This is a genomic window from Amycolatopsis deserti, assembly GCF_014653945.1.
GTDB lineage: Bacteria > Actinomycetota > Actinomycetes > Mycobacteriales > Pseudonocardiaceae > Amycolatopsis_E > Amycolatopsis_E deserti.
The window spans coordinates 164,337-188,397 of sequence record NZ_BNAU01000008.1 but is presented as its reverse complement, the minus strand read 5'-3'; the positions used below and the strand labels follow the sequence as shown (position 1 = coordinate 188,397).

General features: G+C 69.9%; 22 protein-coding genes and 1 pseudogene. 14 read left to right on the top strand and 9 right to left on the bottom strand.

All coding sequences use genetic code 11. The features are described from left to right. Window positions 1-10 precede the first annotated feature (10 nt). The 4 genes from IE290_RS30125 to IE290_RS30110 are packed head-to-tail and all read right to left on the bottom strand — an operon-like array spanning window position 11 to window position 3,868. The gene (locus tag IE290_RS30125) at window positions 11-1,345 is read right to left on the bottom strand and encodes an MFS transporter (protein ID WP_191248081.1); all 1,335 of its coding nucleotides are present in this window, start codon (window positions 1,343-1,345) and stop codon (window positions 11-13) included. A gap of 4 nt (window positions 1,346-1,349) precedes the next feature. Further along, window positions 1,350-1,760 (bottom strand): RidA family protein, encoded by a 411-nt coding sequence (locus IE290_RS30120; RefSeq protein WP_191248080.1) that lies wholly within the window; start codon window positions 1,758-1,760, stop codon window positions 1,350-1,352. Window positions 1,761-1,784: 24 nt separating this feature from the next. Continuing rightward, window positions 1,785-3,398 (bottom strand): FAD-dependent monooxygenase, encoded by a 1,614-nt coding sequence (locus tag IE290_RS30115; RefSeq protein WP_191248079.1) that lies wholly within the window; start codon window positions 3,396-3,398, stop codon window positions 1,785-1,787. A 26-nt stretch (window positions 3,399-3,424) separates the two neighbouring features. Further along, window positions 3,425-3,868, bottom strand: a complete 444-nt coding sequence (locus tag IE290_RS30110; RefSeq protein WP_191248077.1) for a cupin domain-containing protein — start codon at window positions 3,866-3,868, stop codon at window positions 3,425-3,427. A 160-nt stretch (window positions 3,869-4,028) separates the two neighbouring features. Between IE290_RS30110 and IE290_RS30105 the strand changes: the two genes are divergently transcribed. Next, a complete protein-coding gene (locus IE290_RS30105) occupies window positions 4,029-5,075 on the top strand; it encodes a helix-turn-helix domain-containing protein (protein ID WP_191248076.1) in 1,047 nt (348 codons plus the stop codon). A gap of 10 nt (window positions 5,076-5,085) precedes the next feature. Here IE290_RS30105 and IE290_RS30100 read toward each other — a convergent pair whose 3' ends face one another. Continuing rightward, the gene (locus IE290_RS30100) at window positions 5,086-5,772 is read right to left on the bottom strand and encodes a nitroreductase family protein (protein ID WP_191248075.1); all 687 of its coding nucleotides are present in this window, start codon (window positions 5,770-5,772) and stop codon (window positions 5,086-5,088) included. Between the two features lie 94 nt (window positions 5,773-5,866). On the opposite strand from IE290_RS30100, the gene IE290_RS30095 reads away from it, so the two are divergent. Further along, window positions 5,867-6,454 carry a TetR/AcrR family transcriptional regulator gene (locus tag IE290_RS30095; protein ID WP_191248073.1) on the top strand — a complete coding sequence of 196 codons (588 nt, stop codon included), beginning with the start codon at window positions 5,867-5,869 and terminating at the stop codon, window positions 6,452-6,454. Window positions 6,455-6,713: 259 nt separating this feature from the next. Here the strand turns inward: IE290_RS30095 and IE290_RS30090 are convergent, their stop codons facing one another. Then, window positions 6,714-7,517, bottom strand: coding sequence for an IclR family transcriptional regulator domain-containing protein (locus IE290_RS30090; protein ID WP_191248072.1), 804 nt, complete (start codon window positions 7,515-7,517; stop codon window positions 6,714-6,716). Window positions 7,518-7,569: 52 nt separating this feature from the next. On the opposite strand from IE290_RS30090, the gene IE290_RS30085 reads away from it, so the two are divergent. From IE290_RS30085 to IE290_RS30045, 9 genes are read left to right on the top strand one after another with little or no spacing between them, the layout of a single operon-like run. Then, window positions 7,570-8,703 carry a Rieske 2Fe-2S domain-containing protein gene (locus IE290_RS30085; protein ID WP_191248070.1) on the top strand — a complete coding sequence of 378 codons (1,134 nt, stop codon included), beginning with the start codon at window positions 7,570-7,572 and terminating at the stop codon, window positions 8,701-8,703. A gap of 38 nt (window positions 8,704-8,741) precedes the next feature. After that, entirely contained in the window at window positions 8,742-9,701 is a 960-nt protein-coding gene (locus IE290_RS30080; protein WP_229874804.1) for a PDR/VanB family oxidoreductase, read from the top strand. 29 nt (window positions 9,702-9,730) lie between these two features. Next, window positions 9,731-10,429, top strand: a complete 699-nt coding sequence (locus tag IE290_RS30075; protein ID WP_229874803.1) for a class II aldolase/adducin family protein — start codon at window positions 9,731-9,733, stop codon at window positions 10,427-10,429. Between the two features lie 17 nt (window positions 10,430-10,446). Continuing rightward, on the top strand, window positions 10,447-11,118 hold the full coding sequence (locus IE290_RS30070) for an MBL fold metallo-hydrolase (RefSeq protein ID WP_191248067.1): 672 nt from the start codon (window positions 10,447-10,449) through the stop codon (window positions 11,116-11,118). A gap of 35 nt (window positions 11,119-11,153) precedes the next feature. Beyond that, a complete protein-coding gene (locus IE290_RS30065; protein WP_191248066.1) occupies window positions 11,154-12,302 on the top strand; it encodes a sugar ABC transporter substrate-binding protein in 1,149 nt (382 codons plus the stop codon). Beyond that, window positions 12,299-13,849, top strand: a complete 1,551-nt coding sequence (locus tag IE290_RS30060; RefSeq protein ID WP_191248065.1) for an ATP-binding cassette domain-containing protein — start codon at window positions 12,299-12,301, stop codon at window positions 13,847-13,849. Before IE290_RS30065 ends, IE290_RS30060 begins: the two co-directional genes overlap by 4 nt. Beyond that, window positions 13,846-14,886, top strand: coding sequence for an ABC transporter permease (locus IE290_RS30055; protein ID WP_191248063.1), 1,041 nt, complete (start codon window positions 13,846-13,848; stop codon window positions 14,884-14,886). The genes IE290_RS30060 and IE290_RS30055 overlap by 4 nt, the downstream gene beginning before the upstream one ends. Before the next feature lie 14 nt (window positions 14,887-14,900). Then, a complete protein-coding gene (locus tag IE290_RS30050) occupies window positions 14,901-15,827 on the top strand; it encodes an alpha/beta hydrolase (RefSeq protein ID WP_191248062.1) in 927 nt (308 codons plus the stop codon). After that, entirely contained in the window at window positions 15,824-16,945 is a 1,122-nt protein-coding gene (locus IE290_RS30045) for an NDMA-dependent alcohol dehydrogenase (protein WP_191248061.1), read from the top strand. Before IE290_RS30050 ends, IE290_RS30045 begins: the two co-directional genes overlap by 4 nt. A 188-nt stretch (window positions 16,946-17,133) precedes the next feature. On the opposite strand, the pseudogene IE290_RS30040 reads toward IE290_RS30045, so the two are convergent. Beyond that, window positions 17,134-17,274 (bottom strand): annotated as a pseudogene (locus IE290_RS30040) (IS481 family transposase); the annotation flags it as partial. A 24-nt stretch (window positions 17,275-17,298) separates the two neighbouring features. Continuing rightward, on the bottom strand, window positions 17,299-18,219 hold the full coding sequence (locus IE290_RS30035; RefSeq protein WP_191248059.1) for a LysR family transcriptional regulator: 921 nt from the start codon (window positions 18,217-18,219) through the stop codon (window positions 17,299-17,301). Between the two features lie 98 nt (window positions 18,220-18,317). Here IE290_RS30035 and IE290_RS30030 point away from each other — a divergent pair, with 98 nt between their 5' ends. Together IE290_RS30030 and IE290_RS30025 are read left to right on the top strand one after the other, a co-directional pair. After that, window positions 18,318-19,472 (top strand): epoxide hydrolase, encoded by a 1,155-nt coding sequence (locus IE290_RS30030; RefSeq protein WP_191248057.1) that lies wholly within the window; start codon window positions 18,318-18,320, stop codon window positions 19,470-19,472. Between the two features lie 47 nt (window positions 19,473-19,519). Further along, complete coding sequence (locus IE290_RS30025; RefSeq protein ID WP_229874802.1) at window positions 19,520-20,812, top strand: fumarylacetoacetate hydrolase family protein; 1,293 nt, start codon at window positions 19,520-19,522, stop codon at window positions 20,810-20,812. Window positions 20,813-21,108: 296 nt separating this feature from the next. On the opposite strand, the gene IE290_RS30020 is transcribed toward IE290_RS30025, so the two are convergent. After that, window positions 21,109-22,461 (bottom strand): FAD-binding oxidoreductase, encoded by a 1,353-nt coding sequence (locus tag IE290_RS30020; protein ID WP_268246421.1) that lies wholly within the window; start codon window positions 22,459-22,461, stop codon window positions 21,109-21,111. Window positions 22,462-23,163: 702 nt separating this feature from the next. Between IE290_RS30020 and IE290_RS30015 the strand changes: the two genes are divergently transcribed. Further along, entirely contained in the window at window positions 23,164-24,054 is an 891-nt protein-coding gene (locus tag IE290_RS30015; protein ID WP_229874800.1) for an AfsR/SARP family transcriptional regulator, read from the top strand. The last annotated feature ends 7 nt before the right edge of the window (window positions 24,055-24,061 follow it).

Sequence of the window (24,061 nt, the reverse complement as noted above, 5' to 3'; positions counted from 1 at the left end):
AACGCCTGACTCAGGCGAGCGGAGCGGGTGTTTCGGCGGCCGTGGTCGTCCGCGCCGTCCGCCGGGGCACGGTGATCACGAAGACCGCGACGGCGGCCGCCACCAGTGGCACGACGAGGAGCCCGAACAGCGAGCGGGGCGACCAGGAGTTGTCGAGCAGCAGCCCGGCCAGTACCGGTGCGGTCAGCGCACCCAGCCGTCCGAAGGCCATGGCCCAGCCCACCCCGGTGGCGCGCACCGGCGCGGCGTAGAGACCGGGAGCGAGGGCGTTGAGCCCGTTGCCACTGGCGTTGATGAACATGCCGACCGTGACCGCGGCGATCAACGCGGCGACGGCGGAATCGAGGAACAGGCTCATCGCCAGGTACGACACTCCCGCCGCGAGGAAGCAGACGACCGTCAGCACGCGCAGCCGCACCTTGAGGGCGATCAGGCCGAACAGCAGGGTGCCCGCGATCCCGCCGAGGTTGAGCAGGAGCCCGGCGTTCATGCCCTGCTGGGCGGAGGAACCGCTGTGCTGCAGCAGCAGCGGCGTCCAGCTCGCGGCGAAGTAGAAGCCCGCCATCATCACGAAGTAGGAGATCCACAGTAGAACGGTGCGCGCCGCGTCCCGGGTCAGCAACGTCGTCACCTTCACCCGGCGTTCGCCGGGCTCCGGGTCGGGCAGCGTGTCCACGGCCGGCAACCGCATCCGGCCCAGGAGCCGGTTGACCTTGCCCAGTGCACCCCGGGGACGGCGGCTGATCAGGTAGTCCAGTGATTCCGGCATCGCCGCGGCCACCCCGAACACCATGACCAGGGTCAGCACGGCGCCCACGAAGAAGGTGGCGCGCCAGCCGTACTCGGCGACCACGAGCTTCGCGACCGCACCACCGAGCACACCGCCGAGCGGCAGTCCCATCCCGTACAGGGCGATCATCGTGCCGCGCACCCGCCGCGGCGCGTATTCCGTGATGACCACGGGCAGGCTCGCCACCATGCCGCCGATGCCGAGACCGGTCAGCAGACGGCAGCCCGCGAGCATCTCGAACCAGGTGCTGAGCGCGGCCAGCGCCATCCCGGCGGTGCACAAGACCAGGCAGATCAGCGTGAGTGGCCGCCTGCCGATGCGGTCGGCCAGCGGAGCGAGCACGGCCGAGCCGAGCGCCATGCCCACCAGGCCGCTGCTGAGCAGCACGCCGATCCGGGAATCGGTGAGCCCCCACTCGTGCGCCACGCCCGGAGCCGCGAAGGACATCACGAGGACGTCGAACCCGTCGACGAGGTTGATCACGAGACAGATCACGATGACCCTGATCTGGAACCGGCTCATCCCCGACCGGTCGATGGAATCCCGCACGGACACGCCCTCACCCCTTCCGCCGGAACGCGGTCGCGTCGATCTCGACCAGGAGGTCCGCACGCACCAGGCCACCGACGATCAGCAGGGTGTTCGGCGGGTACTGCCCCCGCGGGTAGTGCTCGGCGAAGTACTCTTCGCGGGCCGCGTAGAAGTCGGCGACGTGGTCCCGGGACGTGAGGTAGCTGACGAACCGCACGACGTCCCGGATGGTGGCGCCCTGCGATTCGAGGATGGTGCGCACGTTGTCGTAGGCGCGGATCGTCTGGGTCCGCACGCCGGGACCGGTCACGGAACCGTCCTCGGCGATTCCGCACTGGCCGGCGACGAACAGCAGCTCGCCCGCGCTCGCCACGTGGGAGTACGCGCTGAACGGCGCCCCGACTCCGGGCGGGTTGTCATAACTCGGCGCGATGGTCATGGTCTCTTTCTCCTTCGTGGTCGGTCAGCCCACGCTGTCCGCGTGAGCGAGGGTGCCGCCCGCGAGGACCCGGCCGAGCGCGGCGGACAGCTCGGCCCCCTCCCCCGCCTGGCGGGCGCGCCAGGCCACGTGGCCGTCGGGACGCACGAGCGCGGCGCCCTCCCGGCCGATCGACAGGGGCCCGAGCAGGTGCGGCAACCGCTTGACCCGCAGCGGGACGACCGCCGAGGCCGTCAGGTCCTGTCCGGCGCGCTCCCAGCCGTGCGCGTCCGGCCCGCAGACGAGCACGAACTCGGTGTCGAACCAGTCGATGCTCGATTCGGTCTTGTTCACGTCGAGCCAGAAGTGCGGGAACCGCGCCCCGGGCCGGTCGGTCGGCCAGTAGTACTGCGAGTCGTACGGCGGCACGGGGGAACCGTCGTCGACGACGGCGCCGCGGGTGTAGATGTAGCCCAACGTGTGGCCGTCGCTGTGCAGCTGCTTGTTCTGGTCGATGAGCAGGTCGCGCCAGCGCTGCGGGTCCTCCTCGCGCCGGCGGAACGCCTCGTCCATCTCGTCGATCCGCGTCTGGTTGCGCACGGCGAAGTCGGTGTTGGACTGCGCGACCGGGCGGCGCTCGGAGTCGTAGGTGTCGAGCAGGACGTCACCGGCCCGTCCGGACAGCACCATCACGAGCTTCCAGGCCAGGTTGTGCACGTCCTGGACGCCGGAGTTCAGCCCGTTGCCGCCCGCGGTGGGGAACCGGTGCGCGGCGTCCCCGGCGAGGAACACCCGGCCCGCGCGGAACCGTTGCGCGACCTGGGCGCTCATCCGCCAGGTCATCACGTTGATGCGCTCGACCTTCAGGTCGGGCATCTCCCACTGCTCACGCACGTCCTGGATGAGGCGCTCCTCGGACAGCGGCTCCTCGCCCTCCCGCAGCTTCTGCACCGCCAGCCACCGGTCCCCGTCCGGACCGGTGGCCAGGACGTTCACGTCGGGCCGGCTGCGGTCGCGCGGCCGGACCAGGAATCCGATGGCGCTGCGGACGTGCGGCAGGTGCCCGACGTCGGCGCGGTAGTAGTGGTTCGCCATGAGCGCCAGGGTTTCCGGGCCGTCCATCGCGATGCCGGCGGTCTCGCGCACCCGGCTGTTCGCACCGTCGCACCCGACGACGTACCGCGCCCGGACGTCGAACTCCTCGCCGTCGGTCACCCGCCGGACCCGCGCCGTCACGCCGTCGGCGTCCTGGGCCAGCGACACGAGTTCGGTGGACCGGCGCATCTGAGCCCGCGGCCGGGCGGACAGCGCGTCGTCCAGCGCCTCCTCCACCGCGTCCTGGGGCACGATCGAGCGCGGCGCCGGGGTGTGCAGGCTCGGCGCGGGCTCGGTGTAGGCCACCAACGGCCCGTTCAGGCTTTCGCACCAGCAGGCCACGTCCGACTCCTGCGGCAGCCCCGCGCGGCGCACCCGGTCCTCGATCCCCCAGATGCGGAAGAGCTCCATCGTCCGCGGATGGCAACCTCGGGCCTTCGGGTGCGTGGTCGTGGCGGGCCGTCGCTCGACGAGCAGGCTCTCCACCCCGAACCGGTCGAGCAGCAGCGCGAGGCTCATCCCGACCGGTCCCCCGCCGACGACGAGCACAGGTACCTCGATCATCAAGACCGTCCTTTCCGGAAAGAGAGTCAGTCGACGTAGGACACCCGGGGCTTGCACCGGTCGTCCTCCAGCTCGGGCAACAGCACGACGCGTTCCTGTTCGAACGCGTCGGTGCGGGCGGTGACGAACGCCGCGTCCTCGGTCAGGCTCCGGTTGTAGGACACGTGGGGGCAGAACGGCGGGATGTAGAGGAAGTCGCCGACGCCCACGATCAGGTCGTGCTCGAGTTCGGCGCCCCAGAAGAAGTGCACACTGCCGCGGAGGCCGTAGAGCGCCGACTCGTGCTCGAGGTGGTAATGGACGTTCGACTTCTCCCCCGGCCCCAGCGAGGTCACCAGGAGCGACAGGTGCTTCGACGGCGTGGTCACCCCATTCACCCCGAAGAGCGCGTTGACGTCCTGCTTGGCGCGCTGCTCCCGCTCCGGGTGCACCAGGGTGACGTCACCGTCCCATTCGACCTTGAACTCCATGTAACCGGTCCTCCTCGGATCAGCGGCTGCGACGATGGGAGAAACGGTGCGCCGCGGGCCCTGCCCCGGTCGAGGTGGATGTTCAGAATTTGCACAGCGAAAGGCGTTTTCGGGGCATCTGCGGCCATAATCGACGGACGGTGTCCCGGGAGGAGGCGCGATGAGGTCCGTGGAGACCCGGCTGGCTTGGGAAAGCTTCCAGTCCGGTGCGCAGGCCCGGATCCGCCAGGAGATCTTCGCTTCGTGGCGGCGCTCCCGCAGCAACGGGGTCGACCCGGACCGGCTGGACCTGGCGCACGGCGAGATCGACGTGCGGTCCCCGTTCGTCCGCGTCGCGGCACCGGTCCTGCTCGGCATGGCCGACCTGCTGACCGGCAGCGACACCTCGCTCGCCCTCGCCGATCCGGACGGGTTCCTGACCTGGCGCTGGGAGTCCGAGCAGACCCTCACCCGGGCTCTGGACCGGATCGAATTCGAGCCCGGCTCCCAGGTCGCCGAGCAGAGCGCGGGCACGAACGGCATCGGGGTCGCCGCGACCACGCGCCGCCCCTCGATCGTGATCGGCGCCGAGCACTACAAGCAACCGTGGCACCCGTGGGCCTGCGTCGCCGCGCCGGTGGTCCATCCGATCACCCGGCGCGTCGCGGGCGTGGTGAACGTGGCGTGCCACGCGGACGACGCCAACCACCTGCTGCTGGTCGCGGTCCGGGCGCTGGTCGACGGGGTCACCACCGCGCTGCGCGAGGCCGCGACCTCCCGGCAGCGGCGCATGCTCGACGCGCACCTGTCCTTCCGGTCCGCGTCGGCCGGGCCGGTCGTCACCCTCGACCGCCAGACGATGATCGTCGAGGACGAGGCCGCCGAACTGGGCCTGGACCGGCCGGCCCTGTGGGCGGCGGTGCTGGAGGCGGGTCCGTCCGCGAGCGAGATCGCGCTCGCGGACGGCCTCCGCGCCCGCCTGTACCCGGTCACCCCGGGCCGGCTCGAAGACGGCGTCGTGCTGGTGCTCGCGCGCGGCTCCGCACCCGGCGGGGCTGCCTCCGGTGGCGGTGCCGCGGCATCCCTCGGGCCGCTGGAGCGGGCCGAGGTCCGGGTCATCACGGACACGCTCGCCGAGTGCGGGGGCAACAAGTCGGAGGCGGCGGCGCGCCTCGGCATCTCCCGGGGCACGCTCTACCAGCGGCTCCGCCGCTACCGGCTGGGGTGAACCGGCGCGCTCAGCGGTGGAATCGCGTGGTGACGGACAGCTGCTCGCGACCCACGGTGATCGCGTTGACGGGCGCTTCGGTGTCGGCGTAGCCGAACGAGATGCCGAACAGCAGCTTCCCACCGCTGATGCCGAGGACGTCCCGGACGGTGTCCGCGTAGAAGCTCAGCAGGCCCTGCGGACAGCTCGCCACGCCGTGGGCGGTCAGCGCGAGCAGCAGGGTCTGCCCGTACATGCCGACGTCGGCGGCCAGCCGCGCCTCCGCCGTGTCCGGCGCGAACAGCATGGCGACGTGCGGGGCGCCGTAGAACCGCAGGCTCTCGGCGTCGTACGCGGCGCGCCTGTCGCGGTCGTCCGGGCCGATGCCGAGCGCGCCGTAGAGCGCGGCGCCGAACGCGGCACGGCGACGCTGGTGCGCGGGCGCGTAGATGTCCTCGCTGTACGGGAAGTCGACCGAGGTCCGTCCGGCCCGGTGCGCGGCCACCAGCGCATCCGCGAGCGCGTCACGCCGCGCACCACTGACCACCTCCACCTGCCACGGCTGCGCGTTGGAGTTCGACGGGGCGGCAGCCGCCAAGGAGAAGACGTCACGGAGCGTCGTCTCCGGAACCGGCGTCGGGCGGAAGGCCCGGGTCGCCCGGCGGCCACGGATGAGCTGCGCCGCGTACCCGGCGAGATCAGGGGCGGGACCACTCATGACGAGGCTCTCCTCACTTAGGTAAACGTTCACGTTTACTTGGGACCGTAACAGCGATCCGAAGCCAAGTAAACGGTCGCGTATACTCGGTGACGTGGAGAACTCGACCAGACGGACGGGACGCGGGGCCCGGGAGCGGGTGCTCGCCGCCGCGACCAGGCTGTTCGCGACCCAGGGGATCAACGCGACGTCGATGGAGGACGTGGCGGCGCAGGCGCCGGTGTCGAAGCGAACGCTCTACGCGCACTTCCCGACGAAGGACGACCTCGTCCTCGCCCAGCTCCGCGCGCTGGTGGAGTCCGGCGACACCCTGCACGCCGTGCTGACCAGGGAGGACCTGCCGGCGCGCGACCGGCTGCTGGCGATGTTCGACATCCCCGCGCCCGCGACCGGGCCGGTGCGCGGCTGTCCCTTCCTGGACGCCGCGGCGGAGTTCCCCGACCCCGGCAGCGCGGCGCACGCCTACGCGCGCGCCCAGAAGCTGCTCATCCTCCGGCTGGTGACCGACCTGGTCATCGAGCTCGGCGTCGCCGAGCCCGAGCTGCTCGCCGAGCAGCTCGTCACCCTCGCCGACGGGGCCGCGATCCGCGCGATGACCCTGAACGACGCCGGCTACGGCCGCCACGCCCGCGCCGCCGCGGCGACCCTCATCGACCACGCGCAACGCAAGCCGGCCGAGTAGCCGGCAATGGCCTCAGTGGACGGTGAAGCCACCCGTCGACCGGGAGGGCCGTTCCCCTGTTCCTCGACGAACCCGGCCATGGCCTCGGCCTGGTTCTCGGCATGTCCGCGACCATCGGGGCGTCGATCACGCCGGGGCACACCGCGTTGTTGACGATGGTGCCCGCGGCCAGGAGGACATGGGGTCGGTGGCGGCGCTCCACCGTATCCGTCATGCGGTCTTCACGCCGGAAGCAAGGTCGGCGAAACCGCCTGTCACCTCACTGAGTGCGCCCCAACGCGGTCGCGTTCTCCACCAACACCGGCAGGAACTCGTCCCGCAGGCGGTCGATGCTGACCTGTGCCGCCATCACGTTGACGCTCATCGCCGCGATCACCTGGCCGCGGCTGTCCTTCACGGGCACGGCCAAGGCCCGCAGCCCCTCCTGCAACTCCCCGTCGACGATCGCGTAGCCGTCCGAGCGTGCGCGGCGAACGGCCTCCACGACCTGCGAAGCGTCCACCACTGTCCGAGCCGTGTGACGTTCCGGCGGCTGCCGGTCCAGGACTGCCGCCAGCTCCTCCTCGGAGAGGCTCGTCATGAGGACCCGGCCCGTGGCCGTCGACGCCGCCGGGAGCCTCGCCCCCACTTTCACACCGGGCGAGAGGATGTGGGTCGACTCCGCCCGGTTGACGAACACCGACCACCCGTCGTCCCACACGGCCAGGGACACGGATTGGTCCAGTGCCACTCGCGCGGCTACCAGGTACGGCTGGGCCAGGGCCGGCAATTGGGCGGTGCTCAGGTAAGCGGCACTGAGTCTGAGCAGCCGCAGCGTCGGCTGGTACCGCTTGCCGTCGTAGGACAGGTAGCCGCATTCGGTCAGGGTGAGCAGGCAGCGCCTGGCCGCCGGCCGGGTGATCCCGGTCAGCCGCGCGGCTTCGGCGACCGTCAGCGCCGACTGCGCCCGCTCGAACGCCTCGATCACAGCCAGCCCCTTGGCCAGGCCGCCCATGCCCTCGGACGCACGGGTGCCCTTGACATCGTCGGCCGACGAAACGTTAACTGTTCGATTATCAGCCATGTGTTCGTTATACGGACACTTTCCCCGGAAAGTCAAGCACCAAGGAGGGCGCATGACCGTCGTGACGGAGGAGACGGACGACCAGGTTCGCGATCCGGTCTTCACGGGACCAGGCACTCCTGCCGGGCGCCTCATGCGGAGTTACTGGCAGCCGGTGCTGCAGTCCCGGGACCTGGCGGCCGGGACGGCCCAGCCGCTGACCGTGATGTCCGAGCAGTACACGCTGTACCGGGGCGAGGACGGCGTGGCGGTCGTGATGGCGCCCCGCTGTGCGCACCGCCTGACCGTGCTGTCGGTCGGCACGGTGGAGGGCGACAGCCTGCGGTGCATGTTCCACGGTTGGAAGTTCGGCCCGGACGGGCGGTGCGTGGAAGCTCCCGGGGAAAGCGAGCGCCTCGTCTCGCGCGCCTCGGTCAAGGTGTACCCGACCCGGGAAGCGTACGGCTTGATCTTCGCCTACCTCGGGGACGGCGAGCCACCGAAGTTCCCCGGCCTGGATGGCTTCTCCCGCACCTACGGGCACGACCTCGGCAAGGCCACCACCTTGGACACCGAGACCTACGTGCGGCGGTGCAACTTCTTCACCAACGTCGAGAACGGCCTGGATCACGCGCACGTCCCGTTCACGCACCGGCTTTCCTCGGACCCGTCGAAGACGAAGACCGGGTTCTCGCCGGACGCCGTGCACCAGGAACCCATCGAGGTGGAACGCGGTGAGAACATCATCCGGGTCCGCGAGCGGGGCGGGAAGAGCCCGTACCAGGCCACCTTCCTGATGCCCAACGGTCTCCACCTGATCGTCGGCATCCGCGACGGGATCATGGAGCAGTTCGCCTGGCGCGTGCCGATCGACGACGAACAGCACCGCAGCTTCGCCATCGTCGCGCGGTACCTCCCCGACGGCCCCGCACCGCGAGCCGCCGCGGTCGATGTGGCGGACTGGCCACCGGCTGACGAATGCGCCGAACTGATCATCCGCGGGGAGAAGCGGCTCGTCGACTTCGTGGACCACCCGGCACTGGTGAACATCGAGGACCACGTGGCGCAGGTCGGCATGGGACGTCTCGCCGACCGCACGCACGAATACCTGGCCGAGTCGGACAAGGGCGTGGTCCAGCTGCGCCGCATGTGGCGCCGCGAGCTCGACGCCTTCGCCGACGGAGCGCCGGTGCGCCAGACATGGTGACCGCCGTGCCGATCCGGAACGCAGAGGAGGTCGCAGCAGTGACGACAGAACTGGTCGTCGCCGCGGAAACCTGGGAGGCCGACGGCGTCATCGCCCTCGTGCTCCGCCACCCCGAGGGCGCCGACCTGCCGCCCTGGACCGCCGGAGCCCATCTCGACCTGCATCTGCCGAGCGGACGCGTCCGGCAGTACTCACTCTGCGGACACCCCGGCAACCGCACGGAGTACCGGATAGCGGTGCTTCGTGAGGCTGACGGGCGTGGCGGATCCGCCGAGATCCACGACCTGCCCTTGGTGGGGCGACGGGTGACGATCCGCGGGCCGAGGAACCAGTTCGAACTCGTCCCGAGCCCGCGCTACCTCTTCATCGCCGGCGGGATCGGGGTGACGCCGATCCTCTCGATGATCTCGGTCCTGTCCGGCGACGTGGACTGGCGGCTGCACTACGGCGGCCGGAGCCGCAAGAGCATGGCCTTCGTCGACGAAATCGAGGCGATCGGCGGTCCCCGGGTCCAGATCGTGCCCGAAGACGAGCGCGGACTGCTCGACGTCGGCTCGATCGTGGCCTCGGCCGATCCGTCCACGGTCATCTACTGCTGCGGGCCGCAGGGGCTGATCGCCGCGGTCGAGGAAGCCCGCGATCGGCTCCGCCCCGAACTGCCCCTCCGCATCGAACGGTTCGCCGCCTCGTCGATGGCCGTCGAACGCCGCCGGCGCCAGGAGGCGGACGAGGTGTCCTTCGTCGTCGAACTCCGGCGGTCGCGGACCACTCTCGACGTGCCGCCGGGCCGGTCCGTCCTGGACGCGATCCGGGACGTGCTGCCCGGCGTCCCGTCCTCGTGCGAGGAGGGCTACTGCGGTAGTTGCGAGGTGGCGGTCGTCGACGGCGTGCCCGACCACCGCGACGAGATCCTCACCGAGGACGAACGCCGCAGCGGCCGGACCATGTTCCCCTGCGTGAGCCGTGCCCTGTCGGACCGCCTGGTGCTGGACCTCTAGCCATGACCATCCACTTGCGAGGAACCGCCGTGAACGTCGACATCGCCGAGGACGTGACCCGGGCCCACCGGGCGCTGGCCCACGTCGGTCAGTCCGACATGGTCTGGGGCCACGTGAGCGCGCGTGACCAGGATGGCCGTGGCGTGTGGATGAAGGCCGCCGGATGGGGGTTCGAGGAAGTCACGCGCGAACGCGTGCTGCTGGTATCGCCTGGAGGTGAGGTGCTGGCCGGCGAAGGCCGGCGCCACCTCGAGTATCCCATTCACACGCAGCTGGTGGCCGCCCGTCCCGATGTCGGTGCCGTCGTGCACAGTCACGCCCCGGCCGCCGCCGTGTTCGCCTCGCTCGACATTCCGCTGCGTGCCCTGTCGCACGACGCCGTCCCGTTCCTGGATCCCGACATCCCCCGCTACACCGACTCGGGCGACCTGATCCGCGACGACGCGATGGGCCTCGCCCTGGCACAGGTGGTCGGCGATTCGGCAGGCGCTCTCATCCCCGGCCACGGCTTCGTCGTCGTGGGGCCGAACCTGGCCGTCGCGGTCATGCGCGCCGTCCTCCTGGAACGAGCGTGCCGCAACCACCTCAGCGCACTCGCGGCGGGCGGACCGGTCCGCTGGTCGGACGAGAGCGAGATCGCCGCGAAGCGCGCGCGGGTGTGGTCGCTCGACCAGTACCAGGCCGGCTACGACTACCTGCTGCGCAGGGTCCACGACACCTCCCATTAGCGATCGAAGGAAACCCCATGCCGAGCGACACCGCCGCCGCGGTCACCATCACCTACTTCGGGCACTCGAGCCTGCTCGTCGAAGTGGCCGATCCGGGTGGGACGACCACTCGCATCCTGCTCGACCCGGGCGATCTCACGCCCGCGCTCGACGCTCTCGCGCCCGTCGACGCCGTGCTGGTGACCCACGGCCACCCAGACCACCTCGACCCGGCACAGATCCGGCGGCTCCGGTCCGACGGCGCGGTGCGGGTGTTCGGGCCGGCGGACCTGACGGAACAGCTCCGGGAGGTGGACGCCGTCACCACGGCCGTCGAACCCGGCGCGTTCGACGTCGGCGGCACGCGGATCGTGGTGACGCGCACGACCCACGAAACGCTGTACCCCGACTTCCCGCTGCCGGAGAACTTCGCCTACGAAATCGGCGGGCGGGTGTTCGCCACCGGTGATTCGCTCACGGTGCCCACCAGCCCCGTCGACGTGCTGCTGGCTCCGCTGGCCGGTCCGTGGATGAAACTCTCGGAAGGGATCGACTTCGTGCGCGCTGTCTCGCCGAAGACCGTCATCCCGGTCCACGACGCCGGCCTCGCCCCGGCGCACCGGAACCTGCATCGTGCCCTGTTCTCCTCGTTCGCCCCCACGGGAACCGTGATCGAGCCGCTGGACTCCGGCGAGTCCGTCACGCTCTGACGACTTCCGGTGCCGTGTTCAACAAAGGAGTTGACATGCGATTGTCCACAATGGCCGCCGTCGCCGCGGCCCTCCTCATGCCGTTGTCGCTGGCCGGCTGCGGATCTCCGACCTCGGGCGTGACCGGAACGTCGGCCGATTCGCCGGACGCCGCGAAGGCCGCCGCCGCGGTCCAGGCGGCCTCCGGTGAGCCCACGCTCACCGCGTCACTCGGAACCGCGCTCGCGCACCCCGCCGACCTCACCGGCAAGACGATCTACTACATCCCCCTCAGCCTCCAGGTGGCGACGTTCACCAACCAGCTCGCAGGACTCCAGCAGGCCCTGGCGAAGGTCGGCGCGACGGTCAAGTCGTGCGACGGGCAACTGAGCCCGACCGGGGTGGCGCAGTGCATCGACCAGGCGATCGGCGCCCGCGCGAACGCGGTGGTGACGAGCTCGATCTCCTACGAAATGGCCTCCACCGCCTTCAGCCGGCTCGCAGGCGCCGGAATTCCCACGCTCCTCACCGGCACCGAGCCGGTCGCCGGGGCACCCTCGGGCATCCACTTCCTGAGCCAGGGCTGGTACCAGCGAGTGGAGGCGAGACTGGCCGCCCAAGCGGTCATCGCGGATTCGAACGCGCGAGCCAAGGTCCTCTACCTGCGGACCTCCGACTCCAAGTCGATGGTGGAGATGGGCGCCGCCGGGATCGACGAGCTCAAGAGCGGCTGCCCGGGCTGCCGGGTCGACGTGATCGACGTCGCCGGCACCCAGGTGAGCCAGCTCCCCTCGATCGTCAGCGGCGCTCTCCTGAAGAACCCGTCGATCGACTACGTGATCCCGCAGACCGACAACTGGGTGCCGGGTGTGCTGACCGGAATCCAGAACGCGGGCGCGACCTCCCGCGTGAAGATGGCCTCGACCACCGCCATCCTGGGTTCGCTGCAGATCCTCAAGTCCAACCCGGTCCTGATCGCGGATGTCGGAGCCAGCCCGAACTACGTGGGCTGGGCGATCGCCGACTCGGCGATCCGCATGCTGTCTTCAGAGCCCGTGCCCGCCGGCTATCCGCCTCTCGTCCGGGTCTTCACCAAGGACAACGTCGGGACCCTGCAGTTGACGCCCCAGGCGGAAACGGGCAACGACTGGTACGGCTCCGCACCCTACGCGGCCGGCTTCGAGAAGCTCTGGGGTGTCTCATGACCCGGGCCGCGCCCGCCCGGCTGTCGTTGCACCGGATCCGCAAGGTGTTCGGCCCCATGACCGCGCTGGCGGGACTGGATCTGCAGATCGGACCCGGCCAGACCCACGCTCTGGTCGGTCAGAACGGCTCCGGGAAGTCGACCCTGGTCAAGGTCCTCGCCGGCATCCACCGGCCCGAGCCCGGCTCGCGCATCCTGGTCGACGGGCAGGAACTGGACGTTCCCGCGAAACCCCGTCAGCTGCGCGCGGCCGGACTGTCGTTCGTCCACCAGACGCTCGGCTTGGTGGCGGGCAAGTCCGTCGCCGAGAACATCGCGGTGGGCGACTTCGCGGTCACCAGGCTGGGGCGCATCGACTGGCGCCGGGAGGTGGTCCTGGCGCGGGAGCTGTTGCGGATGATCGGGGCTGAGATCGATCCCCGGGGCCAGGTCGGCACGCTCAGTCCCGCCGATCAGTCGAAGGTGGCGATCGCCCGCGCCATGCGGGCGCAGGCGCACGGCACCGGCCTCGGGGTGCTGGTGCTGGACGAACCTTCGCGGGCGCTTCCCCCCGATGCGCTTCGCGAATTCCACGCGTGTGTGCGGACCTTGGTGGACCGGGGCACCAGCGTGCTCCTGATCTCCCACAACCTCGAGGAAGTGCTGGAGGTCGCCGACCGGATCTCCGTGCTGCGGGACGGCCACCTCGTCGCCGCCGGCCTGGCCGCGTCCGAGACCTCGGCGCGGGAGATCGCGGAGCTGATGCTCGGCCGCCACATGGCCGTTCTCGCCGGCGAGCGCCGGAACCGGTCGTTTCCGATCGACGACGACGCGATCGTCGTCTCCGGTCTGCGCGACGGCGGCAGCGAGGTCGAGCCGTTGGCGATCGCCCGGGGAGAGGTCGTCGGAGTGACCGGACTCGCGGGCGGCTGGTGGGAACGCCTTCCGTACCGGATGGCGGCCGTCGCCCGCGCCGGATCCGGCCGGCTGACCCTGGACGGCCGGACCCTCGACCTCCGCCGTCTCAGTCCACGGCGGGCGATCGAGGCCGGTATCGCCCTGGTACCGGAGAACCGGACCGAGGCCGGTCTCGCGCTCACCGCCTCGGCCGCGGAGAACATCGCGCTGCCCTGGCTCACCCGCCGCCGCGGCAAGATGCTGTTGCGCGGCAGGCGACTCCAGGCCGCGGCGCTGCCGGACATGGCGGCTCTGGACGTCATGCCGCTGGATCCGGGCGCCCTCGTGGGACGGTTGAGCGGCGGGAACCAGCAGAAGGTGCTGCTCGCCAAGTGGCTGCACCACCCGCCGAAGCTGCTGCTCCTCCACGAACCGACCCAGGCCGTCGACGTCGGCGCCCGCGAGGCCATCCTCCAGGCGGTCCGCCGGATCGCCGAGGCCGGCGCCGCCGTGCTCTACGCCAGCGCCCAGCCCACGGACCTGGTGGTCGCCACCGACCGGATCCTGTGTTATCGCGACGGGCGGTTCCACCACATCACCGACCACACCCAAGAGGCGATCCTCGCCACCCTCTACCCCGGACAGGTCCTTACGCGAAGGAGCGTGTCATGACCCCCCTCCCGGACCAGGCCCCGGCTTCGCCCACCACCGACGAGCAGCGGCCGGTCACGGCCGCGTCCTCGCGCAACCCCGCTCTCACCACGCCCCGGCCGAGTCTGCTCTTGTCGAGGTACGCCGTGGTGGGCGTCTGGGCGCTCATGACCGCGGTCTTCACCCTCGCGGCGCCGGACACGTTCGGTCAGATCGCCACGTTCCAGAACATCTTCGGCTCCCAGCAGGCGCTCGTCTTCCTGGCACTGGGCGCCTTGTGCACGTTCGTGGCCGGTGAGTTCGACCTGTCCATCGCGTCGATCATGGGCATGTCCGCGACCACCGTCCCCGTGCTCGTCGTGCTGCACGGCGTCAGCCTCGGTGTGGCCGTCCTCGCGGCGATCGGTGTCGCGGTGCTCTCGGGTCTCGTCAACGGCCTGCTCGTCGTCCACCTCGGCGTCGACGCGATCATCGCCACGCTCGGCACCGGCACGTTCCTGCTGGGTATGGCTTCGTGGATCTCCGGGCAGACAACCGTCGGCGGACTCGACGTGAGCTACGGCGACTTCGTGCAGCAGACCCTCGGCGGACTCCCGCTCAGCTTCTACTACGGCATCGTGCTGGCGATCGCGTTCGGCTACGTCCTCACCTTCACCCCGCTCGGCCGGTACCTGACCTTCGTGGGAGCGAACGCGGAAGTCGCCCGGCTCGCCGGGGTGAACGTCAACGCCATCCGCATCGGCTCCTACGTCGTCGGCTCGCTCGTCGCCGGCGTCGGCGGTGTGCTGCTGGTGCTGTCCACGGGCGGCTACGACTCGACGAGCTCTCCGCAGTACCTGCTGCCGACCTTCGCGGCGGCCTTCCTCGGCACGGCCGTGGTCCGGCCGGGGACGTTCAACCCGATCGGGACGATGGTGGCGATCTACTTCCTGGCCACGGGCATCGTCGGCCTCCAGATCCTGGGGCTGAACGGCTGGATCCAGAACGCCTTCTACGGAGCGGCCCTGGTCGTGGCCGTGTCCATCGCCAGTGTCGTCCGTCATCGCCGGAGCAACTGAAAGGAGGTGCCGTGATGTCGGTTCAGTTCACCCATCAGGTGACCTCACCGGGGCCCGCTCAGGGGATGACGTTCACGGGACGGCGCAGGATCGGCGAGACGGCGGGCACCGGCGACCTTCCGCTGATCATCGCGGTGCACGGCGGCGGTTTCACGTCCGCGTACTTCGACGTTCCCGGCTACTCGCTGCTGGACCGGGCGGCAGCGCTGGAGGTGCCGATCATCGCGGTCGACCGGCCCGGGTACGGCGGCAGCAGCCCGGCGGCGGCCGGGGAGCCGGTCCTCCTCGCGAACGCAGCGGCGTTGGACCACCTGATCGCCGAACTGTGGGCGGCGAACGGAGCGGGTGCCGCGGGCGTCTTCGTCGTCGGCCACTCCATCGGCGCCGCGATCTCGCTGGCAGTAGCGGCGCGCAAGCCGGAGTGGCCGCTTCTGGGCCTCGCACTGTCCGGTTGCCTGCTGCGCGAGCCGGCGAGCTTCGCCGACCGGTGGGCGGCCCTCCCGGGCGCGACCCTGCGTTCGCCGGACGAGGACAAGGCCACGCGGATGTTCGGTCCGAAGTGGACCTACCGGGCAGACATGCCGGAGGCGAGCTACTTCGCCAACGTCGCGGTCCTCAAGGCCGAACTCGTGGAGATCTCGTCGGCCTGGCACGACCTCTTCCGCACCCTAGCGCCGGAGATCTCCGTGCCGGTTCACCTCCGGCAGGGCGAGTTCGAGAAGCTGTGGATCACCGACGACGCGCAGGTCGCGGAGTTCGCGGCCGCCCTGACTGCCTCACCGTGGATCGACGCCGAGGTCTTCCGGTCGGCGGGCCACGCCATCGACTACCACCGGGTCGGCGCCGCGTTCCAGCTCCAGCAACTGTCCTTCGCACTCACCTGCGCGGCGCGCCGATTCGCGGAACGTGGAGCCGCGACGACTGAAAAGGAGGTCCGATGAAAAGTCGTGGGGCGATCCTGCGCCAGGTGCCTGGCACCTGGGAGATCGTCGATCTCGAGGTCGACGATCCGCGGCCGGGCGAGATCCGGGTCAAGATGGTCGCCTCGGGGCTGTGTCACTCGGATGACCACATGTCGACCGGCGATCTCCCGGCCTCGGTGCTGCCGGTGTGCGGAGGTCACGAGGGAGCCGGGATCGTCGAGTCCGTCGGACCGAACACGCCCGGATTCGTCCCCGGCGACAAGGTGATCTTCTCCTTCCTGCCGGCGTGCGGGAAGTGCCGCTGGTGCTCCACCGGCCACCAGAACCTGTGCGACCTGGGGGCCTTCGCGATGATCGGCTCGCGCTGGGACGATCCGGCCAGCTTCCGGCTGAAGCTGGCCGACGGCACGCCCGTGGCGCAGGCGCTGGGGATCTCGACGTTCTCCGAATACACGACCATCTCGGCCCACTCCGCCGTGAAGGTTCCCGAGGACACGCCACTGGACAAGGCGGTGCTGCTGGGATGCGCGGTCGGAACCGGCTGGGGTTCGGCCGTCCACAGCGGCAAGATCAGCCCCGGCGACACGGTGATCGTCATGGGCATCGGCGGCGTCGGGGCGAACGCGGTCCAGGGTGCCCGGCACGCCGGAGCGGCGAAGATCATCGCGGTCGACCCCACCCCGTTCAAGCGGCACACGGCAACGGCAGTTCTCGGCGCCACGCACGCCGTCGAAACCATGGACGAGGCCACCGATCTGGCCAAGAGCTTCACCAACGGGCAGGGCGCGGACGTCGCCATCATCACGGTCGGTGTCATCACCGGCGACCACATCGGCCAGGCGTTCGCCGCCGTCAGCAAGCTCGGCACCGTGGTGGTCACCGCGCTGGGCAACATCGCCAGTGCGGGCATCCCGGTCTCCATCCCCGAGCTCACGCTGTACGAGAAGAAGATCGTCGGCTCGCTGTTCGGATCATCCAACCCCAACGCCGACATTCCGACGCTGCTGAACCTCTACCGGTCGGGCTCGCTCAAGCTCGATGAACTCATCACCACCGAATACCCCCTCGAAGACATCACCAAGGGATTCGAGAACATGCACGCCGGAGTCAACATCCGCGGAATTGTCCGCTTCTAGGTGGGTGGCCGCCGAATGCGTTGTGGCGGCGTCGAGTGTTGTGCGATACGTTCTCGCTCCCGCAGCTCGACAATCCGCGGCTGGAGTCTCGGCACTGGCCCGCCACAACGTGCCTCGGCTGTCGGTGCTGGACCCACTCACCGGGCAGTTCATCCGGGCCGGCAAGACCACCGCGGTGCGGTATGAGAGGCGTTGTCGGTCATCAACCGCTCGATCCTGGTGATGCCATGCTCGGCGAAGTGGGCGATGGCCCGGGCGAGGACAGCGGCGCAGGTGCCGCCCTTCTCGTCGGGCAGGATCGCGGAGTAGGCCAGCCGTGAGTGGTCCTCGTGGGCCTTCGAACGACGACATCCTCAAGCTGACGGTTTGTGCCTCTGACGCTGTGGTAGCTCAGCCATGGCGTGTTCGCGGAAGGCTGAGACCAGGGGGCTTCGGTCGCCGGCACGTGTGGCGAACACGACCTTGCTCGGTTCGACGTCGCGCAGCGGGATGGTGGTCAGGCCGGGATGCAGGCCGGTGGCGTAGTCGAGAGGCGGGCCGATGGCTACGGCCTGGCCCGCTGCGATGAGTTCGTGCTTGTCGTCGAGGTCCTCGACGAGCGGTCCGTCCGGCGCCGGGCGTCCGTCGGGGCGCGGGTCCATGCGCCAGTAGGCGTTGAGCAGTGGATCGGATTGCCGGACGTGGGGCATCGGCTCGTCGGCGATGTCGTCGAGGGTGACCGCTTCCCGGCCGACGAGAGGATGATCGAGCGGGACCACCAGGACGCGAGGCTCGTCGTAGAGGACCGTGACCTGTAGCTGGTCGGTGACGAACGGCAGCCGAGCCACGACCGCGTCGACGCGGTGGTCCAGAAGCGCTGATCGCGAGTCGTTCCAGGCCAGAAGCCGGGTTTTCACCTCTGCTTCCGGTTCCGCCGTTCGCAATGCGCGCACGGCCGGGGTGATGAGCAGGCCGCGGGTGTAACCGATGGTGATCATCCGCGGCCGGGCGGCGGCCCGGGCCTGGGCCATGGCCTGGCCGGCCGAACGCAGCAGCCGGACAGCTTGGGGCAGGAAGACCTCGCCGGCCTCGGACAGGCGGGTACCGTGCGTCGTGCGGTCGAGCAACCGGACGTCGAGCTGTTGCTCGAGACGCCGGATCTGACGACTCAGCGACGGCTGCGTGGTGTGCAGTGCCTCTGCCGCACGCCCGAAATGCTGGTGCTCGGACACGACGACGAAACTCTGCACCAGCCTCAGGTCGAGATCGATGAGGGCGGGGAAGGCGTCGGCCACACAGCCAGCGTAGCGCACCAGCCGTTATACGCCAGCCGTATCACCGCTTCCGGAAGTTTCATTGGACGCCGCGGGTTTCGCGGACCCATCGTGGGAACATGGAATCAGACGCAGATCACCAAGACCGGGTCCTCCCGTTTCACATCCACATCCCGGACAGTGCGCTCACCGACCTCGAACAACGGCTGACCCGGGTGCGGCTGCCCGGTCCGGAGACCGTCCGGGACGCGAGCCAAGGCGTGCAGCTCGAACGATTGCGAGAGCTCCTGAACTACTGGGCCACCAGCTACGATTGGCGCAAGATCGAGGCGCACCTCAACGACATCGGCCAGTTCCGCACCACGATCGACGGCCTCGGCATCCACTTCGTGCACGTGCGCTCGGCGCACGAGAACGCGACCCCTCTGTTGTTGCTGCACGGATGGCCCGGCTCGTTCCTGGAGTTCCTGAAGGTGATCGGCCCGCTGACCGATCCGGCCGCCCACGGCGGAGACGAGCGGGACGCCTTCCACGTCGTCATCCCGTCCATGCCCGGCTACGGGTTCTCGGACGCGCCCAGCACCGGCGGCTGGAACCCGGACCGGATCGCCGCCGCCTACGCGGAGTTGATGCGACGGTTGGGATACGACTCGTACCTGGCTCAGGGCGGCGACTGGGGCGGCGTGGTGGCCACCCGCATGGGCCGCCAGCGCCCGGCCGGCCTGCGCGCTGTCCACCTCAACTTCCCCGAATTCCTCGCCATGCCACCGGTCAGCGACGAGCCGACTCCCGAAGAAGCCGTGGCCATCGCCCAGGGGAAGGCGTTCGCCTCTGTCCACTCCGGCTATCACCTGCTGCAGCGCACCCGGCCGCAGACCATCGGCTACGCCCTGACCGATTCGCCGGCCGGGCAGGCTGCCTGGATCTACGAGAAGTTCGTCGACTGGGCCGCTCCGGGCGCGTTCACCATGGACGAGATCCTCGACCACGTTTCCCTGTACTGGCTAACCGGTACGGCTGCCTCGTCTTCCCGGCTGTACTGGGAATACGCGCGGCAACCCCTCGGGCTGACCGAACTGGACCTGCCGGTGGGCGTGAGCGCCTTCCCCGACGAGCTCACCCGCACGCCGCGGATCTGGGCCGAACGCGCCTATCACGACCTGCGCTACTTCAACGACGACATCGCCGCCGGCGGCCACTTCGCGGCGTTCGAGCAGCCCGCTCTGTTCGCCGACGAAGTGCGGAAGTTCGCGCGGACGGTGGCGGAGTCGTGAAGTGGGTCAGCTACCGGTCGTCCGACGGATCGGAACGATGCGGACTGGTGCGGGGAGCCAAGATCCTCGGTCACGCCGCGGGAACCACGTTGCTGGACGTGCTGCGTTCCGGGGAAGGTCTGGAGGCGGCCGCGGCCTTGGTGACGTCGAACCCGGCCGAGATCGTGGACCTGGCTTGGGCGGACGTCCTGGCACCGATTCCCACCCCTCCGTCGATCCGGGATTTCGCGGCCTTCGAGCGGCATGTCCGCAACGCGGGAGCCGTCGCGGGCGGCGATGGCACGATCAGCTCGGTCTGGTACGAGGAGCCGGTCTTCTACTTTTCGAACCCGGCCGCGATCCGGGGACCGCGCGATGACATCCCGGTTCCCGCGGTGACGAAGGCGTGGGACTACGAGGTCGAGGTCGCCGCCGTGATCGCGGACGATTGTTCGGACCTGGACCCGGCGACGGCCGAGAGCCACATAGCCGGCTACCTCGTCTACTGCGACTGGAGTGCGCGCGACGTCTCCGCTCGCGAGAGGGGTTTCCCCTTCGGGCCCTCGAAGAGCAAGGACACCGCGACAAGTCTCGGTCCGTACCTGGTCACGCCGGACGAGCTGGAGCCCTACCGGTCCGGCAACGGGTACGCGCTCACGATGAACGGCTACGTCAACGGTGAGCTGTACGGAGGTGGTAACTGGGGCGAGATCCACTGGTCCTTCGGTGAAATGCTGGCGCACGCATCACGGGACACCACGTTGCGGGCGGGTGACATCATCTCCAGCGGAGCGGTCGGTACCGGGTGCATCTTCGAGTTGTCCGGACACCGCGACTACCTCAGACCGGGTGACACGGTCAAGGTCGAGGTGGAGCGACTCGGCGCGGTGGAAGCACGGATGGTGGACAAGGGCGAGAAGCTCGTGCCCGAAATGCTGATCACGCGGGGCATCACGATCACCGCTCCGCCGGCGGCGGTGTTCGAGGTGATCGCCGATCCCCGTCGGCACGGCGAGTTCGACGGGTCCGGCACGGTCGCGGACACGATCGCCGGTCCTGGCCGCCTGACCTCGGGCTCGGAGTTCACCGTGTCGATGGTGCTGTTCGACGTGCCCTACCAGGTGACGAACACCGTTGTGGAGTACGAGGAGAACCGCCGCATCGCATGGGCCCATCCGGGGCAGCACCGCTGGCGCTACGAGCTCGAGGAGGTCGCGGACGGAACCTTGGTCACCGAGACCTGCGACTTCACCACCTCGCCGTGGGGGGAGCGCGTGGCAGGATCCGCCTGGGGCCGGCGGGATGCGGAGGCCATCGAGAAAACCCTGCTCCGGCTCAAAGCCCTCGTCGAGAGGGGCTAGGTTCGGTGCGGTGACGGCAACGTCGAGGCGCTCGCGGTCGGCGGGGAAGGACTCGGCCGGTCCCGAGGCAGGCGATGCGGGACCGGCGACTCCGGTTGACCAGCCCGGAACGGGAGGACCAGATCGCCTGCCATCGTCCTCTGGCTTCAATGACCTGCAGGACACCCCCTAGGTGTACTTGGCGGGAGGTTGGCGGCGGTCGGCTGGTGGGTGGGTGGCGAGTGCGTTGTGGCGGCGGTGAGTGTTGTAGTGCTCGAGCCAGAGGGCAAGTGTGGCGGCCCGGCTTCGGCGGTCGGTCAGGACGGCCGCACCGAAAGGTCGTGGTTGAACACGTCCAGCGGGTCCCAGGTTCGCTTCACCGCCTGCAGTCGCGCGTAGTTGTCCTTGTAGTAGAGCGTGTACCAGGGCACCCCGGAGGTGTTGCGGTCCGGATCGGCGAGGTCGACATCGGGGTAGTTGATGTAGGCGCCGTCGCTCACGTCGCCGCTCACCGGGGCCCCGCCGGTGGCCGCGAAGAGGTCCTCGTACAGCTCGCGCACCCATCCGATGTGGACGGAGTCCTCCGCCGGATCGCTCCAGGACACCGAATACTGCGCCTTGATGATCGAGTCCCGCTGCGGGATCGCGGTCGCCGCGGGCGCCACCGCGTTGATCGCGCCGCCGTAGCTGGCCAGCAGGATCGACGCCGACGTGCCGGCGTAGTCGGTCCTGGTCAGGTGGTGGTGGATCGCCGCGAGCTGACCGGGGCCGAAACCCCGGCGCAGGTACGACGACTTGTTCTTGACCCGCTTGCCCACGCCGGCGCCGAAGTCCGCGAACCCCAGCCGGTTCTTGGCGAGCAGCCACGGCAGCGCGCCGGTGGTAGAGACAGGTGCGACCCCGACGCCCTCGCTGACCGCCGCGACGAAGTCGGCCAGCAGCGTCCGCGCGTCGGAGCGGGTGCCGTCGAGCTGGACAGTCAGGGCGGGGTTGCCGGTCTTGACGTGGTTGAGCCACAGGGTCGCGAACAACGACGCGTACGGTGATCCGGGCGCGCTGTTGTTCTCGTGCCAGCGGTTGAAGTTGTCAACCAGCCGCGTGAACGACGTCTCCGTCAGCGCGCTCCACGGCCAGCTGAGCTGGCTGAACAGGATCGTGGCCGGCGGCTTGGGCAGCAGTGCGGCCGGATCGGTGCCGCTCGCCCCCGGCGAGCGCAGCCAGTACCGGGTGACGATGCCGAAGTTCCCGCCGCCGCCTCCGGTGTGGGCCCACCACAGGTCGCGCCGCGGGTCGGCGGGATCGGAGGTGGCCACGACGGTGCGCGGAGTGCTGTCGGAGCCGACGACCACCACCTCGACCGCCGAGAGGTGGTCCACCACGAGCCCGAACGCCCGGGACAGGGCGCCGTAACCGCCACCGCTGATGTGCCCGCCCGCGCCCACCTGCGGGCACACCCCGCCCGGCACGGTCACGCCCCACCCGCGGTAGAGCGTGTCGTACACCTGCCCGAGCGTCGCGCCCGCTTCGACGGCGAAGGCGTTGCGGGTGGCGTCGAAGTACACGCCGTTGTACTCGGCGAGGTCGATCACCGCGTCGACGCCGGGGTTGTTGACGAATCCCTCGAGGCAGTGGCCGCCCGAGCGCACCGCGATGCGCCGGCCCGCGCGCAGCGCCTGCCGCGGCCGGCGGTGTGACCGGGTTCGGCCCGGTCACCGTCCGGCCGTCCGATCCGCGGTACGCCAGCCTGACCGGTGGGTACAACTACCGGTTCCTCGGCAGCCCCGACTACTACCGGCTGGCCGGTTCGGCGACGCAGATCGAGCAGGCCGTCGGGGGGCCGCACCGCCCACGCCGGCGACGGCCCCCAGACCGAGCGCGGCCGATCCCGCCACGAAACCCCGTCGCGTCACTGTGCCCATCGATCGACTCCCTTTCTCCCGGAACGTCCTCGGGACGATGCGCCGGCCCCCTGGAAAGCGGCTGGAGTTCCACTCGCGTTTCCGCACTGTTTCGACAAGGCTTGTTCGAAATCACGTTCGAGCCGGATAGCTGATCACGAGCGGACTGTCACCGTGAGCTAGTTCACAGCCCAGTGGGTGAACGGAACCCTCCGGTCCATTCGGACGGCGACTCCCGAACGCTAGAATCTCAAGGGTTTTCCAGTGTCAACCCGAGGAGGCGATCGCCACTCGACGATCCGGTGTCCACTCGATCACGGGCTCACCCGACGACGGTTCGTCCAGGGGTAGGTCGTCGGCGGGCCCGCGGGAAGAATCCACGACGCGCAGAGAGGTTTCCTTGTACGAAACGATGTGGAAAAAAAGATCGCGGCTGACACTCGGTACGGTTCTCGGAAATGGGGGGTCTGCGAAATGATGAGTTACGAGGTGCTCGGCCCGCTGGCGGTCAACGACCACGGCGAGGCGTTCACACCCACCGCGCCCAAGCAGCGGCAGCTGCTGGCCTTCCTGCTGCTCAACGCGAACACGGTGGTGTCGATCGAATCGTGCATCGCCGAGTTGTGGGAGGACAACCCGCCCTCCAGCGCGGCGTCCACGCTGCAGACCTACGTCCTGCAGCTGCGGCGGCTGCTCGCGTCCCTTCCCTCGGTCGGCTCGGCGCCGTGTGCCAAGGACGTCCTGAAGACGCGATCCCGCGGCTACCTGCTGCGGGTGGCGCCCGGCCAGCTCGACGTCGACGAGTTCAACTCCTTCGCCGCCCAGGGGCGCGCGGCGCTCGCCCGGCGCGACGACGGCTGCGCCGCCCTGTTCTTCCGCCGGGCGCTGTCGGTCTGGCACGGTGAACCGCTCGCCGACGTCGCTCTCGGGCCCCGGCTGCGGGCGTGGGTCGCGGGCCTGGAGGAGCGCCGGCTGGGCGCGCTCGAACAACGCATCGAGGCGGACCTGCGGCTCGGCACGCACCACGAGGTGCTCGCCGAGCTGACCGGGCTCGTCGCGGCGCATCCCACCCACGAGAACTTCCACGCGCAGTTGGTGCTGGCGCTCTACCGGTGCGGCCGCCAAGCACAGGCCCTGCAGGTCATCGCTCGGCTGCGGTCGGTCCTCAACACGGAGCTGGGCCTGGAGCCCTCGGCCCGCATGCAGCAGCTGCACCAGGCCGTGCTGACCTGCGACGCCCGGCTCGACGCGTCGGTGGAGTGGCCGGAATCGGTGCTGTCGCTGGATCTCCTCGCCGAACGACGGGGCGAGCTGGCCGACCTGGTGCCGGGCTTCGCCCGGTGCCTGGAAGGATCGTCGGCCTGACCACGGT

Excerpts from the sequence above, each read along its gene's own strand:
- IE290_RS30030 (WP_191248057.1), top strand. The coding sequence starts at position 18,318 with ATGGAATCAGACGCAGATCACCAAGACCGGGTCCTCCCGTTTCACATC.
- IE290_RS30085 (WP_191248070.1), top strand. The coding sequence starts at position 7,570 with ATGACCGTCGTGACGGAGGAGACGGACGACCAGGTTCGCGATCCGGTC.
- IE290_RS30060 (WP_191248065.1), top strand. The coding sequence starts at position 12,299 with ATGACCCGGGCCGCGCCCGCCCGGCTGTCGTTGCACCGGATCCGCAAG.
- IE290_RS30090 (WP_191248072.1), bottom strand. The coding sequence starts at position 7,517 with ATGGCTGATAATCGAACAGTTAACGTTTCGTCGGCCGACGATGTCAAG.
- IE290_RS30120 (WP_191248080.1), bottom strand. The coding sequence starts at position 1,760 with ATGACCATCGCGCCGAGTTATGACAACCCGCCCGGAGTCGGGGCGCCG.
- IE290_RS30050 (WP_191248062.1), top strand. The coding sequence starts at position 14,901 with ATGTCGGTTCAGTTCACCCATCAGGTGACCTCACCGGGGCCCGCTCAG.
- IE290_RS30045 (WP_191248061.1), top strand. The coding sequence starts at position 15,824 with ATGAAAAGTCGTGGGGCGATCCTGCGCCAGGTGCCTGGCACCTGGGAG.
- IE290_RS30015 (WP_229874800.1), top strand. The coding sequence starts at position 23,164 with ATGATGAGTTACGAGGTGCTCGGCCCGCTGGCGGTCAACGACCACGGC.
- IE290_RS30105 (WP_191248076.1), top strand. The coding sequence starts at position 4,029 with ATGAGGTCCGTGGAGACCCGGCTGGCTTGGGAAAGCTTCCAGTCCGGT.
- IE290_RS30100 (WP_191248075.1), bottom strand. The coding sequence starts at position 5,772 with ATGAGTGGTCCCGCCCCTGATCTCGCCGGGTACGCGGCGCAGCTCATC.
- IE290_RS30065 (WP_191248066.1), top strand. The coding sequence starts at position 11,154 with ATGCGATTGTCCACAATGGCCGCCGTCGCCGCGGCCCTCCTCATGCCG.
- IE290_RS30055 (WP_191248063.1), top strand. The coding sequence starts at position 13,846 with ATGACCCCCCTCCCGGACCAGGCCCCGGCTTCGCCCACCACCGACGAG.
- IE290_RS30110 (WP_191248077.1), bottom strand. The coding sequence starts at position 3,868 with ATGGAGTTCAAGGTCGAATGGGACGGTGACGTCACCCTGGTGCACCCG.
- IE290_RS30115 (WP_191248079.1), bottom strand. The coding sequence starts at position 3,398 with ATGATCGAGGTACCTGTGCTCGTCGTCGGCGGGGGACCGGTCGGGATG.
- IE290_RS30070 (WP_191248067.1), top strand. The coding sequence starts at position 10,447 with ATGCCGAGCGACACCGCCGCCGCGGTCACCATCACCTACTTCGGGCAC.